Source organism: Shewanella sp. SM55, from assembly GCF_025654025.1.
Lineage (GTDB): Bacteria > Pseudomonadota > Gammaproteobacteria > Enterobacterales > Shewanellaceae > Shewanella > Shewanella oncorhynchi.
Genome location: NZ_JAKKRS010000004.1, coordinates 31,757 through 50,237, shown reverse-complemented (window position 1 = coordinate 50,237; position 18,481 = coordinate 31,757). Strand labels below are relative to the sequence as shown.

The following is an 18,481-nucleotide window of genomic DNA, read 5'->3' as shown; positions in this document are numbered from 1 at the left end:
CGTGTTCTGGGTGAATGGCGCATCGCAGGCAAGTGTCGACCCTTCTGATCGAGGGCTTGCCTACGGTGATGGTCTGTTTGCAACGATGCGAACGGACGCTGAGGGGATTATGTTTTTTGAAGCCCATCAAGCCCGTTTAACCGCAGGCGCCGCAAGGCTTGGATTTCAATGGCAAATGAGTGAAGCATTGCAACAGCAACTGAATACCTTAGCCATTGAATATCCTCATCATTGCATTAAGTTAATCGTTTCCCGTGGTGCTGGTGGCCGTGGCTATACACCGCCAGAAACGGTTAATCCTACCGAAATCGTCTCAGTTCATACTATCCCCGGCCATTATGCTCAGTGGCAGCAACAGGGTATTAGCCTTAAAACTTCGTCGGTACGATTGGGTTTGCAGCCGATGTTGGCAGGGATGAAGCATTTAAATCGACTCGAACAAGTTTTGATTAAATCACACTCTTTACCGCAGGGATTTGATGACTGGTTAGTCAAAGATATCGAGGAGAATGTGATTGAATCTTCGATGGCGAATGTGTTTTTTATCAAAGATAATCGCATTATCACGCCTTCATTAGCCCTGTGTGGCGTGGCGGGTGTGATGCGCGAACAGATAATGTTGGCCTTGCTTGAACAGAACATGAATATCGAATGTTTGCCCGTTGGCGCCGAGCGTTTAATCGAATTTGACTCAGCGTTTATCACTAACAGCGTTTTAGGGATTGTGGATGTACTGGCGATAGACTCGCTCAAGTTCACCCGTGCTCCGATTACCGCGCAACTTAGACAGACACTTTCACTCACTCTATGAAAAAAATCATTATTATCGCCAGTTCAACCCTGTTGACCTTGCTAACCTTAGTCTGTTTGGGTGCCTTTTGGGGCTATCAAACAGTTGTCGAATACAGTCAAACGCCGCTGAGTCTCAGCGAGCCTAAAGAGTTGAAGGTTGAACGTGGCACCAGTGTAAATCAACTGGCGCAGCAACTTGCCGATGACGGCGTTATTCAAGATACGTGGAAACTCAAGTGGCTACTTAAGTTTCGTCCTGAGCTTGCCAAAATTCGCACGGGACTTTATGAAATATCACCTTCACAAACGATTACTGATTTACTCAATGATTTGATTGCCGGCAAAGTAAAAACCTTCAGTTTGACCTTAGTTGAAGGTAAAACTATTGTGGAATGGGAACAACAACTTACCAGTGCTCCACATTTACAAATGTCACCAGAAGCATTTGCAGCAGTATTGATGACACAAGGCGATGATTCTGGTTTGCCTGAGGGGAAATTCTTCCCCGACACTTATCATTATACCGCCGAGGCGGATGCTAAAGTCATGCTGACTCAAAGCTATAAAATGATGGAGCAGGAGCTTGCCAAAGCGTGGGCGGAACGGGCGCCTAATTTACCGTTAAAATCGCCCTATGAAATGCTGATTTTGGCATCGATAGTTGAAAAGGAAACCGGCCAAGCCCATGAGCGTGAGCAAATCGCCGGTGTATTTGTTAATCGTCTTAACCTAGGTATGCGTCTGCAAACCGATCCGACGGTTATTTACGGTATGGGCGATCGCTATAAGGGCAATATCACCCGCAAAGATTTAGTCGAAGAGACGCCTTTTAATACTTATCGCATCTTTGGATTGCCGCCAACGCCGATAGCTGCACCGAGTAAAGCCTCATTGATGGCCGTGTCTAAGCCCGCCAGTGTGAGTTACCTTTATTTTGTATCGCGCAACGATGGCACCCATGTGTTTTCAACCACGCTTGAAGAACACAATCACGCCGTAGACGTCTATCAGCGTAAGATAAAACCAGCGACGCCAGAAAAATCACCAAAGTAAAAATGCAGAGAAAGAAAATCCAATGTCAGTTTTTGCAAAATTTATCGTTATTGAAGGTTTAGAAGGCGCAGGTAAGTCGAGTGCGATTAACCTTATTCGCGACTTTATTGAAAAACATACGGGTAAAGCGCCGATTTGCACCCGCGAACCGGGCGGTACACCATTGGCCGAACGTATCCGTGATTTAGTTAAGATTGCTGATGCGAATGATCCCCTGTGTGATGAGGCCGAGTGTTTACTCATTTATGCTGCCAGAGCTCAGTTAGTTGCTAATGTTATAAAGCCCGCGCTTGCGCAAGGACAATGGGTATTGGGTGATAGACACAATCTATCGTCATTAGCTTATCAAGGTGGTGGCAGAGGGTTAATGCCGTTAGTGGAAGCGGTGAGCACTGCAACACTAAAGGGATTTAAACCCGATCTTACTTTGTACTTAGATTTAGATCCTAAGCTTGGGCTTACCCGTGCAGCTAAACGTGGTGAACTTGATAGAATTGAGCAACAAGCGATTGATTTCTTTGAGCGCGCACGCGCTACGTATCTCAAACTTGCCAGCGAAGATGACAGTATTGTGGTTATAGACGCGAGCCAAACTATGGCCGAAGTGCACAAAGATATCTTAGCTGTGCTTCAGGCGATGGTATGGTAGCCGAGTCCGGATTTACGGCTGAGCAATTACCTTGGCTCGAAGGGCCAAGACAGGCATTTTTAGCTCAATTAGCGCGTCAAAAAATACCTCACGCACAACTCGTTGGCATTGATTCAGCCTATGGCGGTGAGTTGCTGAGTGTGTTTATGGCGCGCGCGGCTATGTGTGTGCAGCCAACGCCTGTGGGAGCGTGCGGTTTTTGTAAGTCTTGTCAGCTCTATGATGCGGGCAATCATCCTGATTTTTATCATATCGCCGCCGATGGCAATCAAATTAAAGTCGATCAAATTCGTGAGCTGTGTACGCGTCTGACGGCCACTGCACAGCAAAGTGGCAGGCGTGTAGCGATTATCCACCACAGCGAGCGTCTTAACTCCGCTGCCGCGAACGCACTCCTTAAAACCCTTGAGGAGCCTGGTAAAGACACCTTACTGATTTTGCAGTCGGATACGCCTGCACGTTTGATGGCGACGGTTAGCAGTCGTTGTCAACGCATTCCTTTTGTCGTTCCGAGTCGAGAGGTCATCAAAAACTGGCTTGCCCAGCGATGTGGTATTCAAGAGGATGTAACTTGGTGTTTGAGTGTGGTGGGTGGGCCGTTAAAGTTGGCTGAGAGCTTGCGGTCTGAGGGTAGCCAACAGAGTCGGTATCAATCTTTGCTACAATTTCGCAAAGATTGGGCACAAAGTTTGTCGTCTGGTCATCTGTGTGCTAGTTTGTTAATAATAAGTGAACAACAAATAATTGATGTTCTTAAGGTTTTGTACCTACTTATACGACAGGTTTTACTGAAAAATAGCCATCAAGATGCGTTTGTTCATGCGCAGCTCGGGAATTTGGCGGCTAAGATCATGGGAATGTGTCATAGCTTAAGCACAATGCCGAGCGTCAATTATCTGGCCCTGTGTCAAAGTTATGTCTTAGAATATAGAGAGATAACAAATAAGTAATATGCCATGGTAGATCTCGTCGTTAATTTTGATACCTTACATCAGTTATATCGTGCCTATATGCCTTTTATTAAGCCGGCAGGATTATTTATTGCGACCAGTGAAAGTCATTATCTTGGCCAACCGCTGACGATTGCGTATCGTTTACCCGGCGCAACCCTCACTAATGAATTTCGTGGTGTTGTGGTGTGGATTAATCCCTTAGGAGCGTCGGGTGGCCGCCCTGTGGGGATTGGCATTAAAATTATTTCTGAGCCAGATAGCCATAAACACCATATCGAAAAGTTACTGTCCCGCGAACTCGCCTCCGGCGATCTAACCTGCACTATGTAGCTTAGCCTGCATTATTGATCTGGTTTAAACGTTTGTTCACTGCCTAAACTGGCTATTTACTTCTGTTGAATTTGACCTCGATCTCTTGGCTGGGTATCCTTGTCGTCCTTTGTTACTCTGCTTGGAAATCCTTGTGCTTATTGATTCACACTGCCATCTCGATCGCCTCAAAGCGGCGCCTGATCAACAAACCTTAGAACAGATTCTTGCTAATGCTAAAGCCCGTGGCGTGGACTATATGTTGTGCGTGAATGTACGCCAGCAAGGATTTGAATCGATGCGAGATAAAGTTGCAGCCTTCGAACAGGTATTTTTGTCATCAGGTGTGCATCCATTAGACGTTAAAGAAGGCCTCGATGTTGAGCAAATCCGCCGCTTTGCCACCGATCCTAAAGTGGTCGCGATTGGTGAAACGGGGTTAGATTATTTTTATGCCGACGACACTAAGCTGTTGCAACAGCAATGTTTTGAGCAGCAGATTGCCCTTGCGGTAGAAGTGAATAAACCTTTAATTGTCCATACCCGTGATGCACGTGAAGATACGATCAATATGCTTAAGCAGGGCAACGCGGATAACGTTGGCGGCGTGCTGCATTGCTTTACCGAGAACTGGGAGATGGCGAAAGCGGCGATTGATCTCGGCTTTTATATTTCGGTTTCAGGCATAGTCACTTTTAAAAATGCGGGTGATCTGCGAACCGTTATTCGCAAAGTGCCTCAGGATCGTCTGCTAGTTGAAACTGATTCGCCTTATTTGGCGCCGATCCCACACCGTGGACAAGAGAATCAGCCTGCCTATGTGCGTGATGTGGCTGAGTTTGTGGCAGGGCTTAGAGGTGAGCGTTATGAAGATCTTGCTGAATACACCAGCAATAACTTCTTTAATTTATTCAAAGATGCAGCGCGTTTAGTTGGCCGTTAGCAGCAAGTGCTTTGAATCACTTTATGCGATTGCGTGATTGTTAGCGTACAGGCATAAAAAAAGGCCCAAAACGATTAAAGCTGTTTGGGCCTAGGGGAATGGCTCATTGAAGAGCCGTGCGCTACAGGTGAAAGCGCCATGCAGTGCGCTTTACAATAGACTCAGTGTAGTCGAGCTTTTGTCTTATAGTCGCGCTCACTTTCCCCCTTTTTTAGGTTATTTATCGCTAAAAAACAGCGAAATTATAACGATTTCGTCTGTTCTGGTAGCAGTAACACTTTATCTTTCACTAAGTCTCTGGGTAGGTTGTTTTTTAACTTATTGCCTAAATGTTTCGCCATCCCTAATGGTGCACCGCCATAACAGACGATCACTTCACCTTGAGCTTTCACTGCGGTGTTTAGGGCAATATCTCGCCCCATCAAATACTCTTTCGCTTCAACATCGCTCACATCGACCGTTTTTGCGGTTGGGCTGAGCTGTTTTCCTGCTAATGCAATAATCGCTTCATGGCGGACTTTAAAGCCGTGTTTACTGTTATCGGCGAGTTTAATGCCAATACGCTGAAAGCGCATACGGCCGATAAAAGCGTTGAATTCATGCGGGAATAGCCAGAATTCATCATCGCGAACCATGATGAGTTCGTCCGGTAAGCTGATGCCTAAATCCTGCTGAAAATAGTCTTTGATCCCTTGGGCTTGTTTCGCTGATGCGGGCGTGAAGGGGAAGTTTTTCTGCAGTTTAGGCTCAGGCTGTAAACGCGGCACTGAGGCGGTTTTTGTCAATTTAGCGACAAAGAAACCTTCACTGTCGTAAATCTGTGGCCAGACATGTAAGAAGCCTTCGGGCGTTGTAGCTCGATCTGCGCCATCAAATAAATCGCTTAAGGATTCAAATTGCACCGCATCGCCGTAGACTTGCTTTAAATACTCGCACACGCCTTGGTTTTCGAGGCGGTTTAAGGTGCAGGTTGAGTAGACCAAACTGCCGCCGGGTTTCAGGGCGAGAAACGCCGATTCGATTAAGGCTTTTTGGGTTTCGCTAATCGCCAGCACATCGTCTAGGCTCCAGTGTTTTAGCGCATCGGCGTCTTTACGCACTGTGCCTTCACCGCCACAGGGCGCATCGATAAGCACGGCATCAAAACTTTCGTACAGGTATTCGCCAAATACACGGCCATCGAAATGGGTGAGGGCGCAGTGGCTCGCGCCCATGCGCAGCACATTGGCGTGCAATACTTTTACGCGGCTTGCCGAATATTCATTTGCCACTAATAAGCCTTGGTTTTGCATTAATGCGGCCATTTGCGTGGTTTTTGAACCGGGTGCGGAGGCAAGATCGAGAACGCACTGCCACTTTGCACTAGGCGTAAAGAGTGCATTTGGCGTAAAAAGTGCGGTCGGCGGCAACATAGAGCTGGCTTCTTGAATGTAGAATAAGCCCTGAATATGCTCTAAGGCATTGCCGAGTTGTTCTTCTTCATCGTAACTGATCCAAAATCCGTCTTCACACCAAGGAATAGGATCGAACGTCCAGCCCTTAGGTTGCATCAAGGTCTTAAAGTCGTCGCTGCTGATTTTTAAGGTATTGACCCGAATTGAACGTCTAAGCGGCCTGTCGCAGGCGGCAATAAACTCGTCCATGGATAAATGGGCGGGGAGTTCTTGGGTGATTGTATCGATAAAATTTTGATTTAATTGGACCATTGATTTCATTGAACCATAGGAAAATAGACTGTGTATCAACTGGCGCGAGTATATCATAATCCCTTATTGGGTCTGAGATTTTCTCCCGAGCAGCCAAGGCTGCTATTGTGATTTAATGTTTATACTTTGACGATTTCAGCGATATTGGAATGAGTCGCCATAAAGCTAGCACTCAGTAGCCATGAGCTAATAGAATAAAAACAAATAAAAATAAGGGGATTAGCGTGCTGAATCGCGTGTGGTTGGCTTTTTTTATCACAGCATTGCTTGCAATAGCGGTGCAACTGTTCAATGGGCACATAGAAGTCCTATCGGCTTCGGTCGCCGCATTATTTGCGAGTGCTAAGCTTGCTGCTGAAATTTCCCTTGGGCTGATTGGCGTGCTTTCTCTGTGGATGGGATTGATGCAGGTTGGAGAAAAGGCTGGCGTTGTCGGCGCTATTGCCTTTGTGTTTGAGCCATTACTGCGCCGTTTGATGCCTGAAGTGCCCAAGGGGCATCCGGCCTTTGGCAGTATCACGATGAATTTAACAGCGAATATCTTTGGGTTAGATAATGCTGCCACACCACTTGGTTTAAAGGCGATGCATGATTTACAGAGTTTAAATCCGCTAAAAACCGTGGCGACTAATGCGCAAATCTTATTTTTAGTACTCAATACTTCCTCTGTGACCTTAGTGCCTGTGACGGTATTCCTTTACCGTGCCCAGCAAGGTGCCGCTGCGCCTGCGGATATTTTCTTGCCGATTTTACTGGCTACTTCGGCATCGACATTGGCGGGCTTGCTGGTTGTGGCGTTAGTGCAGCGGATTTCATTATTAAACTCAGTGGTGCTCGGTTATGGCGCCTTGATGCTCTCAGGGTTAGTGGCGAGTGGTTTTTATCTGATGACCTTAAGTGCTGAGGCCATTGGCACAGTGTCGACGGCAATGGGCAATGGTATTTTGCTGTTATTGGTATTTACCTTCGTGATTGTTGCGGGCATTCGCAAGGTGGCGGTTTATGATGAGTTTATTGAAGGCGCGAAGGCGGGTTTTGCCCAATCTATCCGGCTGATCCCTTATTTGCTCGCCATGTTATTAGCGATTGGTTTACTGCGTGCATCCGGCGCCTTGGATTATCTGTTGCAGTTGATTGCCACTGGTGTGCGGATATTAGGTTTCGATACGCGTTTTGTCGATGCTATGCCGACCGCGCTGATGAAACCTTTTAGTGGCTCAGGCGCTAGAGCTATGATGCTTGAGACAATGGATCACCACGGAGTAGATTCCTTTGCGGGTCGATTAGCGGCGATTTTTCAGGGTAGTACTGAAACCACTTTCTATGTTCTCGCTGTGTATTTTGGTTCTGTGGGTATTCGCCATGGACGCCACGCCTTGGCTTGCGGTTTAACTGCGGACTTTGCGGGGATCAGTGCCGCGATTGCCGTTTGCTATTGGTTTTATGGATAAGTGGGCTCGCGACCTAGAATGTGCCAATAACAGTTCGAGAAGCTAAAAATAAATCAGGCGCATAATGCGCCTGATTTATTTGTAAGAGCTTTAATATTAGTGCGTTGGTGTAAGTATTTTGATGAAAAGAATTACTGGGCGGGTGCCCATTGCTGCCATTCGTTTTCGGCTTTGTGTTGCAATCTTAATACTGTCCCAGTCGCTAAACGATTATCCCCTTGAGTCGTGTCCTTAGTCGCCACATTGATGCCGCCAGCGAGTAAGGTTTCCAGCGAGCCCGCTTCGATTTGGGCACCTGAAAAGAGGCCGACATCGACTTTAATCCCTGAGGCATCCCAGAACTGACTGCTTTGATTCACTAAGTGACTGTACTGAGCCTCGATATGGGCCTGCATCAATACACTATTACCCTGTGTCGATAGGCTATAACCGTCGATTTGACCGACTTTAATCCCTCGGAAGAAGATAGGTGTGCCGACTTTCATTGAGCCTAGGCTAGTATCTTCTAGAATGAATTTCAGCGCATCTTCGGCAACATTGGCATAGCTGCTGGCAGCGAGGTTGGCAACAAACTGGGTCGCTTTTTGACTGCCCTTACCCGGTAAGACTCCTATGTAAGGACCTGTGATCAGCGTTTCTGGCGCTTTGATCCCCGCCAGAGAAATTTGTGCATCCACTAAATGATATTCACAGTCACTGCGGCTGAAATGTTCGGCATATTCCCCGTAGAGATATGCGCTAGCTGTGAGTGTATTGAGATCCGCATTGAGCTTCACCTGCGACACTTCACCCACTTGATGACCTTGATAGCGAATCGCGGCCTTGGCCGTAAGCTTGCTGGAGGCGGGTAACGTGAGGCGAATCGCCTGCGCCTGACTTAATGCCAACTGCTTGCTCTCATAGAGTTTTAACGGGGTTGTATTGCTCACTTTGTCATTGCTATCAAGCAGTCCCAGACTGATGCTGCCCTTTAATGCCCCTTGTAGCGGGGCAACGGCGACATCAATACCGGCAAGACTGGCACTGATATCCACGGCGCTGTTACGCCAGAATACTTTTGGCTTTTTCAGCAAGGGTTGAAATTGTTTGTCGATAGCGAGCTTGATAGCAAAGTCTTCGGTTTTGCTTTGCCAGTTCACTGAGTCAACTGTGCCAATTTGCATTTTTTTATAGTAAATCGGTGAGCCTTGGCTGACATCGGCGCCATCTTGACTGATTAACGTTAAATGCACTTGCTGCTGACGATCATAAAAAGCTGTCGCGGCATCCACAGAGCTAAAGAGGGTCAGAGCACTGTTAGCAGCTAGAGGTGTGTCGCTGTGACCTTGGATCAAGCTAACTGCACCTTGAGTGAGCGTTGTAAAATCCCTTGCTTTGACTGAGACACCGTCTAACGATGCGTTTACCGTTAATGCTGACTCAGGCACAAAATAGCTGTCGCTGCGAATTAGACTGGCAAACTCAGGTTGTAGCTCGAGTTGGTATTCCACCGCCGATAAATCTTTGGTTAACTTAACCGCAAGCACTGAACCAATGGGAATTTGCTTGAAGCGAACCTGAGCGCCCGCTGAAATACCCATGTTTTCGGCTGAGGTTAGGGTCAAGAAACGCTTCTTAGATTGCAGTAAATCAGGCGCCTTTGATTGTAAGACAAAGCTGTTTGGTACCGAGTTTTTGGTGTTGATGCCTGGCAGGAAGTTGATCACGCTACCTGTCAGTAAACGTTCTGGATTTTTAATGCCTGAGAGGGAAATATCAGCACCTTCAAGCCAAAACACGCCGTCGTTAGTTAACAGTGAACCGTATTGAGGTTCAAACTTAGCCACGGCTGTAACACCATTAGACGTGAGTTGTTTACTTAAAATACTGCCAATGCTCATGCCGCGATAAACGATGCGGGTACCTTTGTCGACACCGTTAGCGTCAGCCATGGTTAGGTTTATTTCTATGCCGCCAAGGGCAGTGGTTTCTGAATCATAAAGCGAAAAAACGTCACCGTTTTTAGCTATGTCTGCTTTATCGTCAGAGCTGAAACTCACGCCGCCAGCCAGAATGGACGCCAAACTCTCTGAACTGACTTTAACCCCAGTTAGTGAAGCATCAATTTTGACGCCAGAAACATTCCAAAAGTGAGAGTTTTTCTTCACTAATCGCGCGTATTGCTCTTGAATGAAAGCGCTGATAATGACTCTTTGATTGCCATCTAAACGATAGCTGACCACGCTACCCACGGGGATTTGGCGGAAAAATATTGGCGAGCCAACATCGAGCGAACCGAGTTTATCGGAGGTCAATTCGACCATCACACCTTCTGAGCCGATTTGCATCGGCGGCGGTTGGCGTTCTGCTTCAAAAAATGTCGAGGCATTACCTTTCCCTGGTTGGATAGCAATATAGTTACCCGAAAACAGCGCATCTAAGCCTTCAACACCTGTAATACTTGCTTTAGGTGTGACAAGCCAGAAGAGGGTTTCTTTATTCAAGAAAGGCTTCGCGCGGTAGTCCATCATGACCTTGACGTTCACACCTTTGAGATCTTCATCTATGCCAATGTCTTTCACTTTACCGACAGTCAAACCTTGGTATTTGACTAAGGTTTTACCCACATCAATCCCAGTGGCGCTCGGAAAGTGAATTTGAATTTCAACCCCCGATTCTTTAATGCTCTTAATGCCCAGCCAAGCACCTAATGCCAACGCGACAATAGGAAGCAGCCAAATGGGCGAAAAGAGTTTTTTCTTTACAACTTTCGGCGATTCAATTTGTGTCATCTTGAGGTTCCAATCGATCCCAGAGTAAACGAGTGTCTAAAACTTTTGCGGCTAACTGAGTTAACAGAATCACCAAGGCAAATGCGGTAGCCGCAGGCGCGGGTTTCGCGTCGAGTAATTGTCCCATGTTCACTAATGCCACTGTGATTGAGATGACAAATAAATCGAGCATTGACCAGCGGCCAATCCATTCGATGATGTGAAAACCCACCATCAATTTCTTTTTTGAAATCGGAATATCAAAGCTTATCGCACACAGATAAATGGATAAGCCGATGATTTTAATCCATGGTACTAAAATACTGGCGGTAAACACTATGATGGCAATAGGCAGCATATCTGAATGCACTAAATGCAAAATGCCTGAAAAAATGGTGTCGTGCCGCACTTGCCCTTGATTGGTCAGCATAGTGATAGGGTAAATATTCGCTGGCACCAGCAAGATGGCAGCGGTAATCAACAAAGCCCAACTTTTTTGCAGGCTGGAATAGTCCCTGACGTGCAACTCAGTTTCACAGCGCTGACAGTGCGTGAGTTCACTGCTGTTGAGTTGGCGACACACTTTACAGAGACATAGGCCGATATCTTTACCTTGTTGTTTCATATCAGCTATGACCTTCCAATAACGTCCACATATGTTCTAAGTCGTATTCTCTTTGTAGAAACAAGGTCACGAGAAACAGCATAGTGAAGCAAAATGTGCCCATACCAAAATAAATGTCCGAAAAATCAGATAGCTGAAATGATGAAACTAAGAAGCTGATCACATAAATTTCCAGCATAGTGAGTTGCGATAAGACGCCATGAAATTTTAACAACTGCTTCAATGAGTTACGCCAAAAAAGGCTACTCAATCCCCATTTCACAATTAAAATCTGTGTCAATATCGATAACAGTAATAAGCCTGGACCTATCACAGCTGCGGCAAGTACGGCGACACCTACAACCCAATAGCCTTGGTCAAATACTGCAAATGCCCCTTGGAAAACCGTAGTAGTACGAATACTGCCGAAAAAGTGGATCTCGAGTACGGGTAAAAAATTGGCAGGGAAATAAAACACTAATGCCGAAATACATAGGGCTAACATACCATTCACAGAGCAGTATGGCGTGTCATAAAGTGCAGTGCTGCAACGAGGACAGATTGCTCTAACGCCGCTAGGCAAGGCACGTTTGCGGACTGCTAAATCGCAGGAGCGGCATAGGGTTACTGAATTTTCTGCTGCGTTTTCATGCATATAAAAATATATATTAGCCTAATAGGAGTAATAACAGCGAGATCGGTGCAAAGTGTCGTGCTAGTTAGCTGTTAAGCCACGTCTAGCGCTTTATAATCTTGGCAACGAAAGTACGCTAATAATATCAGATTAATCAGAACACTTGCATCACAAGTTCAATCTATGTCACTCTAGTTACTGTATATAAAAACAGTGCGAGGGCAGTCATGGCAGTAATAACACAGTTTGTCGTGGTCAGAGAAGGGGTTGAAAAGATGACATTCACATCTAAGAAGGAGGCTGATGCCTACGATAAGATGCTCGATATCGCCGATAACCTTATCCCCTTCATTCAAAAAGCTGATTTGGGTATAGATGAAAGTGTGGGCGAAAAGCTCGCATTCTATTTTGCTAACAATAAAGATGAGCTGACGAACTTGCTTAAAGGCGCCGTTCAGGTTAATAGTACGCCAACGAATCCGCCTGCAGCGAAAAAAGCGGCTAAAAAGACCGAAGCAGCAGAATAAAATTGTTAGGAAATGTAATGAAATCGAAATTTTATGAGTCACTTAACCGTCAAGCCTTGGCCTTGTTGGAAGGGGAAGACGACCTTGTTGCGGCGATGGCGAATTTTTCAGCCTTGCTCAATGATAATTTAACTGAGCTGAACTGGGTGGGATTCTACGTCATGCGTGGTGAACAACTGGTACTTGGCCCGTTTCAAGGTAAAGTGGCTTGTACACGCATTCCGTTAGGAAAAGGTGTGTGTGGTACAGCAGCATTCACTAATCAAACTCAGCGAGTGGCTGATGTCCATCAATTTGATGGTCATATTGCCTGTGATTCTGCCAGTAATTCTGAAATCGTTGTGCCAGTTCGTGCGCAAGGTAACGTGGTTGCCGTGCTCGATATTGACAGTCCTATCTTCGATCGTTTCGATGAAGAAGACCAAAAGGGGCTGGAATTACTGGTTAAAAGTTTTGAAAACTGCCTATTTGATTAATTTGCGTACAATAACGCATAATTCATAGTCGCAATCGGTGGCGTGCGCCTTATAATATGCGCCTGCACGCATTAAGCTGGTTTGATTGGCATGCAATGAATAAGCTTAGTGTTTTGAGCTGTCAAAATTTGTTAAGGTATATTTTTTAACTTTAGTAAACGCGGCTAGGATGCTAATTTGTACGTTGACTCAATATTGAGTTTAACGAAGATAAACGACATGTAAGAAGCTGATATATATCACCTCGAATCGATGTCCCTTTTTGACTGTGGAAGTAATGATGGAATCAACAGAAAAGTTGACCGACACCAATGCAATTTTGGCGTATTTGTATGAAACATTTCCTTTGTGCTTTATTGCTGAAGGTGAAACTAAGCCATTAAAAATCGGATTGTTTCAAGATTTGGCTGAAAGGTTGGCTGATGATTCTAAAGTCAGTAAAACTCAGCTCAGAGTTGCCTTGAGACGTTACACCAGCAGCTGGCGCTATTTAAAGTGCGTTAAAGCAGGCGCACAACGCGTAAACCTGGATGGCGAACCTTGCGGCGAGTTAGAGCAAGAGCACATTGATCATGCTCAAGCCATGTTGAAAGAGAGTCAGGATAAGGCCAAAGCGAAACGTGCAGCACTTGCACCTAAGCCCGCGGCGAAGAAAGCACCTAAAAAGGTGGCTGTTCCTCAGCGTCCTAAAACTGAGCGTCCTGCTAAGCCTGCACCAAAAGCTGCAGCGCCAGTCGTCAATTATGTTCAAGCACAATTGACTGATTTAACGAAAAAACAACGCGTCAATGTTAAATTAGGTATGACACCCGTAGCCGGTGTGATTACTGACATTAACAAGGAAGATATTCATGTTCAGCTTGATAGTGGCCTAACGATTAAAGTTAGAGCAGAACATATCCTGCTGTAATCATTTATTAAAACGGAGTAACTTGTTGATGCGAAAACTCACTTTGGCTACCTCGATCGCCACTGTTTTTGTCGGATTCTCGGCTTGGGCCGTACCACCCACGATTCAAATCAGCGAGTTACCCACTCTCAAGCAGGAAGCGCAACATAAGGTTGCGAGCAAAAGGGTAACGGACTTATACACTCGTTCGCACTATCATAGATTCAATCTTGATGACGCCTTTTCTGCGCAAATTTTTGATCGTTATCTGCAGCAGTTAGACTATCGCCGCAATGTGTTAACCCAAGCGGATGTCGATAGTTTTAAACCTTATGCTACCCAATTCGATGACATGCTCAGTTCTGGTGAACTTGAGCCTGCCTATAAAATGTTTGATATCGTCCAAAAGCGCCGCTATGAAGGCTTTGTCTATGCTTTATCTCTATTAGATAAAGAGATGGATTTTTCTGCGCCCGGTGATGCCTATGAGTACGACCGCGATGAGGCCGCATGGCCAAAAGATCAAGCCGAGATCAATGAGTTATGGCGTCAACGTGTTAAATACGATGCGCTAAATCTGAAACTCACAGGTAAGAAATGGCCTGAGATTGTTGATATCCTGCAAAAGCGTTATAACAACGCTATTAAACGCTTGATTCAAACTAACAGTGAAGACGTGTTCCAAGGCGTGATGAATGCCTTCTCTCGTAGCATTGAGCCACATACAAGTTACCTTTCACCACGCAATGCTGAACGTTTCCAAATGGAAATGAACTTGAGCCTTGAAGGCATTGGTGCTCAACTGCAACTTGAAGACGATTACACAGTCATTAAAAGTTTAATTACTGGCGGCCCTGCTGCGGGCAGTGAAAAACTGTCGCCGGAAGACAAGATTGTCGGCGTCGGTCAAGAAGGCGGCGAGATTGTTGATGTGATCGGCTGGCGTTTAGACGACGTGGTTGACCTGATTAAAGGTCCTAAGGGCAGTAAAGTTGTTCTGCAAATTTTACCGAAGAAAGGCGGTTCCAATGCTAAGCCATTCGACGTTACCTTAGTTCGCGACAAAATTCGTCTTGAAGATAGAGCGGCAACCTCTAAGGTGATTGAACCTAAAGACGGCGAGTATGCTAATCGCAAAGTCGGTGTGATCCAAATTCCTGGTTTCTATATGAATTTGTCGCAGGACGTTGAAAAAGAGCTAGTGAAGTTAAACGACGCCAAAGTAGAAGGCATAGTCATTGACCTTAGAGGTAACGGTGGTGGTGCATTAACGGAAGCCGTGCTACTGACGGGACTTTTTATCGATATGGGCCCTGTAGTGCAAATTCGTGATGCCGATGGACGAGTGTCTGCGCATCGCGATAACGACGGTAAAACCAGTTATGTAGGACCATTGACTGTGATGGTTGACCGTTACAGTGCTTCAGCCTCTGAAATTTTTGCTGCCGCATTGCAAGATTATGACCGTGCACTGATCGTCGGTGAGTCGAGTTTTGGGAAAGGCACAGTACAGCAGCATAAGAGCCTAGGCCGTATCTACGACATGTATGAGAAGCCAATTGGCCATGTGCAGTATACGATTCAAAAGTTCTACCGTATTAATGGTGGTAGTACACAGATTAAAGGTGTGACCCCCAACATTGCTTACCCAAGTGCGTTGGAGCCGGGCGAGTACGGTGAAGCTGAAGAGAAAAATGCTTTACCTTGGGATAAAGTGCCTATGGCGCAATATGGCACGCTTAATGATGTTACGCCTGAGTTAGTGACTAGCCTTGAATCTAAGCACCTTAACCGTATAAAAAACAGCGTAGAGTTTGCCTATATCAATCAAGATATTGCCGACTTTAAAAAGCATCACAAAGAGAAAACTGTTTCTCTGGTTGAAAGTGAGCGTATTGCTTCCCGTGAAGCCGATGAGAAAAAAGTCCTCGACAGAACAAACGAGCGTCGAGTCGCCAATGGTTTAGCACCGGTTAAATCAATGGAAGACATTAAAGACGACGCTGAATTGCCAGATGCATTTTTAGACGAAACCGCTTATATCACCTTAGATATGGCTGATGTGCAAAAAGTGGCTAAAACTAGTGCTAAGTAGGCGCTAGTCGAGTCGATTTATCCGATATCAAAACGCGCTTATGGCGCGTTTTTTCTTATTTAGATCAGCGTTAAAGGGATCGAAATGACACAAGCTCAAGCAAAATACTTAAAAGATTATCAAGCGCCACTTTTTACGATAGAGACTATCGATTTAGCATTTAATTTGGCTGGCAATGAAACCCAAGTGCAGGCGATCAGTCGTATAAAACGCACTTCAAAACATGCACAAGCCTTAGTGTTGGATGGCGAAGATTTGACCGTTGTTTCGCTGACTGTTAATGGTGATGCTGTGCCTTACCATGTTAGTGCAGGTCAATTAGTTCTAGAAACTGAGCTTGATGAGTTTGAGCTGAACATTATCACTAAGCTCGATCCTGAAGCTAATTCGAGCCTTGAAGGGCTCTATATGTCCGATGGTGCCTACTGCACGCAATGCGAGGCAGAGGGCTTTCGACGTATCACTTATTTCCTTGATCGCCCTGATGTATTAGCTAAATACACAGTTCGTATTGAAGCCGATAGAGCCGCATTCCCGTTTTTACTGAGTAACGGTAATTTGATTGATCAAGGTGAGTTAGATGGTGGACGCCATTATGTTTGCTGGCAAGATCCATTTCCAAAACCAGCGTATTTATTTGCCTTAGTCGCTGGCGATTTTGATCTATTGCAAGATGAGTTCATTACTCGCAGTCGCCGTAAAGTGATCCTGCAAGTGTTCGTTGATAAAGGTAATTTACATAAAGCACACCATGCGATGGCATCACTTAAGAAATCCATGGCATGGGATGAGAGCCGTTTTGATCTTGAGTATGATTTAGATATTTACATGATAGTGGCCGTCGACTTTTTCAATATGGGTGCGATGGAAAACAAAGGCTTAAATATCTTTAACACTAAATATGTGCTTGCAGATACCTTAACGGCCACCGACGAGGATTATCACGGCATTGAATCGGTTGTAGGTCATGAGTATTTCCATAATTGGACAGGAAACCGCGTAACGTGTCGCGATTGGTTCCAGTTAAGTTTGAAAGAAGGCTTAACGGTTTTTCGCGATCAAGAATTTAGCTCAGATTTAGGCTCTCGTGCTGTGAATCGAATTCACGCAATTAAAGTGATCAAGAATCAGCAATTTGCAGAAGATTCTGGCCCTATGTCCCATCCTATTCGTCCAGAATCTGTCATTGAGATGAATAATTTCTACACTGTGACTGTGTATAACAAGGGCGCTGAAGTCATCCGCATGATGCACACTTTGCTCGGCGAAGAAAAGTTTCAGGCGGGAATGAAACTGTATTTTAAACGCCACGACGGCCAAGCTGTCACCTGTGATGATTTTGTGGCGGCAATGGAAGATGCCAGCGGAGTGGATTTAACCCAATTCCGTTTATGGTATAGCCAAGCCGGTACGCCGATTGTGACTGCGATGGACAGTTTTGATGCGCAAACGGGCGTTTATCAATTGACCCTTAAACAAAGTCTAGCGAACTGTGCATCACCGCTGCATATTCCGTTTAGCTTAGAGCTCTTAGATGCGAAGGGCCATTCTTTAGTGAATGAGATTCTCGATTTTACTCAAGCTGAACAAGTGTTTAGCTTTGATGGACTCACTCATAAACCCGTTGCTTCGTTACTGCAAAACTTTTCCGCGCCCGTCAAATTACAATATCGATTCAATGTGGATCAACTCGTTCACTTGATGCGTTTTGCTAGCAGCGAAGTGGCGCGTTGGGAAGCTTCTGTGACCCTAGTGAGCCAAGCTATTTGGCAAAATGTGGCGAGTTTACAACAGCAACAAGCTATGGCTCTCGATCCCCGTGTGCGCGATAGTTTTAAAGGTGTGTTGTTAGACACTGAGCTTGATCCGGCATTGATCGCCGAAATATTAGCGATACCTACGGCTTCGGCTTTGATTGAGCAAACAGAGAGTGTTGATCTAGATGCGTTAGCTTTAGCACGTGAATTTGTACTAATAGAGCTCGCTTCACATAGTGAAGATGAATTGATTGCGCTATATCGTTCTTTAGTCGCAGTAGAGAGTACGCAGGCAAGAGCCCTTAAAAATCAGTGTTTAACTTGGTTAGCTCGGGTGTCGGATGAGGCTGAGGGGTTAGTGATTTCTCAGTTCGATAACGCCAGTAATATGACGGATTCTCTTGGTGCGTTGACGGCAGCCAATGTTGGGAATTTACCTTGTCGTGATGAACTGATGACGACATTTGAGCTACGTTGGCAGGATACACCATTGGTGATGGATAAATGGTTTATGTTGCAAGCGACCCGTGATGCAGATGATGTGATTGAGTGTTTGCGTCAGTTGCAGCAACACAAGTGCTTTAGTATGAGCAATCCAAACCGAGTGCGTGCTTTAGTGGGCAGTTTTGCTGCCGGTAATATTTATCAATTCCACCGTAGAGACGGTAAGGGTTATGCTTTCTTAACCGAATGCTTAATGACCCTTAATAAGCTCAATCCGCAGGTTGCGGCCCGTATGGTGACGCCATTGATCCAGTATCATAAATTCGACTTAGACCGCCAAACCTTGATAAAAGCCTGTTTAGGACAACTTTTGGCTTTGCCTGACTTATCTAAGGATATGTACGAAAAAGTCTCTAAAGCATTGGCAAAATAGCAGTTTGTAGGAGGAG

General features: G+C 45.5%; 16 protein-coding genes. 12 read left to right on the top strand and 4 right to left on the bottom strand.

Features of this window, described 5'->3' with window-relative positions:
- Position 1: 1 nt before the first annotated feature.
- The 6 genes from pabC to L5L91_RS07335 all read left to right on the top strand — a co-directional run bounded on the left by pabC (position 2) and on the right by L5L91_RS07335 (position 4,699).
- Complete coding sequence (pabC, locus tag L5L91_RS07360) at positions 2 to 811, top strand: aminodeoxychorismate lyase (RefSeq protein WP_263162748.1); 810 nt, start codon at positions 2 to 4, stop codon at positions 809 to 811.
- Entirely contained in the window at positions 808 to 1,845 is a 1,038-nt protein-coding gene (gene mltG, locus L5L91_RS07355) for an endolytic transglycosylase MltG (protein ID WP_263162745.1), read from the top strand. The genes pabC and mltG overlap by 4 nt, the downstream gene beginning before the upstream one ends.
- A 22-nt stretch (positions 1,846 to 1,867) precedes the next feature.
- Positions 1,868 to 2,494 carry a dTMP kinase gene (gene tmk / locus L5L91_RS07350; RefSeq protein WP_028759750.1) on the top strand — a complete coding sequence of 209 codons (627 nt, stop codon included), beginning with the start codon at positions 1,868 to 1,870 and terminating at the stop codon, positions 2,492 to 2,494.
- Entirely contained in the window at positions 2,488 to 3,444 is a 957-nt protein-coding gene (holB, locus tag L5L91_RS07345; protein WP_263162743.1) for a DNA polymerase III subunit delta', read from the top strand. The genes tmk and holB overlap by 7 nt, the downstream gene beginning before the upstream one ends.
- Before the next feature lie 6 nt (positions 3,445 to 3,450).
- On the top strand, positions 3,451 to 3,777 hold the full coding sequence (locus L5L91_RS07340; protein WP_028759752.1) for a PilZ domain-containing protein: 327 nt from the start codon (positions 3,451 to 3,453) through the stop codon (positions 3,775 to 3,777).
- A 133-nt stretch (positions 3,778 to 3,910) separates the two neighbouring features.
- Entirely contained in the window at positions 3,911 to 4,699 is a 789-nt protein-coding gene (locus L5L91_RS07335) for a TatD family hydrolase (protein WP_263236022.1), read from the top strand.
- Positions 4,700 to 4,941: 242 nt separating this feature from the next.
- Here L5L91_RS07335 and rsmF read toward each other — a convergent pair whose 3' ends face one another.
- The gene (gene rsmF, locus L5L91_RS07330; protein WP_263236021.1) at positions 4,942 to 6,405 is read right to left on the bottom strand and encodes a 16S rRNA (cytosine(1407)-C(5))-methyltransferase RsmF; all 1,464 of its coding nucleotides are present in this window, start codon (positions 6,403 to 6,405) and stop codon (positions 4,942 to 4,944) included.
- Between the two features lie 224 nt (positions 6,406 to 6,629).
- Between rsmF and L5L91_RS07325 the strand changes: the two genes are divergently transcribed.
- Positions 6,630 to 7,856: a nucleoside recognition domain-containing protein gene (locus L5L91_RS07325; protein WP_263236020.1), complete on the top strand. Its 1,227-nt coding sequence runs from the start codon at positions 6,630 to 6,632 to the stop codon at positions 7,854 to 7,856.
- A gap of 131 nt (positions 7,857 to 7,987) precedes the next feature.
- Here L5L91_RS07325 and L5L91_RS07320 read toward each other — a convergent pair whose 3' ends face one another.
- The 3 genes from L5L91_RS07320 to L5L91_RS07310 are packed head-to-tail and all read right to left on the bottom strand — an operon-like array spanning position 7,988 to position 11,865.
- On the bottom strand, positions 7,988 to 10,627 hold the full coding sequence (locus tag L5L91_RS07320; protein ID WP_263236019.1) for a PqiB family protein: 2,640 nt from the start codon (positions 10,625 to 10,627) through the stop codon (positions 7,988 to 7,990).
- Complete coding sequence (locus L5L91_RS07315) at positions 10,614 to 11,231, bottom strand: paraquat-inducible protein A (protein ID WP_105252657.1); 618 nt, start codon at positions 11,229 to 11,231, stop codon at positions 10,614 to 10,616. Before L5L91_RS07315 ends, L5L91_RS07320 begins: the two co-directional genes overlap by 14 nt.
- A gap of 1 nt (position 11,232) precedes the next feature.
- Entirely contained in the window at positions 11,233 to 11,865 is a 633-nt protein-coding gene (locus L5L91_RS07310) for a paraquat-inducible protein A (protein WP_028759758.1), read from the bottom strand.
- Between the two features lie 206 nt (positions 11,866 to 12,071).
- Between L5L91_RS07310 and L5L91_RS07305 the strand changes: the two genes are divergently transcribed.
- The 5 genes from L5L91_RS07305 to pepN all read left to right on the top strand — a co-directional run bounded on the left by L5L91_RS07305 (position 12,072) and on the right by pepN (position 18,465).
- Positions 12,072 to 12,371 carry a YebG family protein gene (locus L5L91_RS07305; RefSeq protein ID WP_105252655.1) on the top strand — a complete coding sequence of 100 codons (300 nt, stop codon included), beginning with the start codon at positions 12,072 to 12,074 and terminating at the stop codon, positions 12,369 to 12,371.
- Between the two features lie 17 nt (positions 12,372 to 12,388).
- Positions 12,389 to 12,847, top strand: a complete 459-nt coding sequence (locus tag L5L91_RS07300) for a GAF domain-containing protein (protein WP_028759760.1) — start codon at positions 12,389 to 12,391, stop codon at positions 12,845 to 12,847.
- A 280-nt stretch (positions 12,848 to 13,127) separates the two neighbouring features.
- Entirely contained in the window at positions 13,128 to 13,757 is a 630-nt protein-coding gene (gene proQ / locus L5L91_RS07295) for an RNA chaperone ProQ (RefSeq protein WP_028759761.1), read from the top strand.
- Positions 13,758 to 13,785: 28 nt separating this feature from the next.
- Positions 13,786 to 15,831, top strand: a complete 2,046-nt coding sequence (prc, locus tag L5L91_RS07290; protein WP_263162733.1) for a carboxy terminal-processing peptidase — start codon at positions 13,786 to 13,788, stop codon at positions 15,829 to 15,831.
- Positions 15,832 to 15,915: 84 nt separating this feature from the next.
- Positions 15,916 to 18,465 carry an aminopeptidase N gene (pepN, locus tag L5L91_RS07285; RefSeq protein WP_263236018.1) on the top strand — a complete coding sequence of 850 codons (2,550 nt, stop codon included), beginning with the start codon at positions 15,916 to 15,918 and terminating at the stop codon, positions 18,463 to 18,465.
- The last annotated feature ends 16 nt before the right edge of the window (positions 18,466 to 18,481 follow it).

Coding starts and splice junctions, on each gene's coding strand:
- L5L91_RS07300 (WP_028759760.1), top strand. CDS start 12,389: ATGAAATCGAAATTTTATGAGTCACTTAACCGTCAAGCCTTGGCCTTG.
- pepN (WP_263236018.1), top strand. CDS start 15,916: ATGACACAAGCTCAAGCAAAATACTTAAAAGATTATCAAGCGCCACTT.
- rsmF (WP_263236021.1), bottom strand. CDS start 6,405: ATGGTCCAATTAAATCAAAATTTTATCGATACAATCACCCAAGAACTC.
- holB (WP_263162743.1), top strand. CDS start 2,488: ATGGTAGCCGAGTCCGGATTTACGGCTGAGCAATTACCTTGGCTCGAA.
- proQ (WP_028759761.1), top strand. CDS start 13,128: ATGGAATCAACAGAAAAGTTGACCGACACCAATGCAATTTTGGCGTAT.
- tmk (WP_028759750.1), top strand. CDS start 1,868: ATGTCAGTTTTTGCAAAATTTATCGTTATTGAAGGTTTAGAAGGCGCA.
- L5L91_RS07315 (WP_105252657.1), bottom strand. CDS start 11,231: ATGAAACAACAAGGTAAAGATATCGGCCTATGTCTCTGTAAAGTGTGT.
- prc (WP_263162733.1), top strand. CDS start 13,786: ATGCGAAAACTCACTTTGGCTACCTCGATCGCCACTGTTTTTGTCGGA.
- L5L91_RS07305 (WP_105252655.1), top strand. CDS start 12,072: ATGGCAGTAATAACACAGTTTGTCGTGGTCAGAGAAGGGGTTGAAAAG.
- L5L91_RS07310 (WP_028759758.1), bottom strand. CDS start 11,865: ATGCATGAAAACGCAGCAGAAAATTCAGTAACCCTATGCCGCTCCTGC.
- mltG (WP_263162745.1), top strand. CDS start 808: ATGAAAAAAATCATTATTATCGCCAGTTCAACCCTGTTGACCTTGCTA.
- L5L91_RS07340 (WP_028759752.1), top strand. CDS start 3,451: ATGGTAGATCTCGTCGTTAATTTTGATACCTTACATCAGTTATATCGT.
- L5L91_RS07320 (WP_263236019.1), bottom strand. CDS start 10,627: ATGACACAAATTGAATCGCCGAAAGTTGTAAAGAAAAAACTCTTTTCG.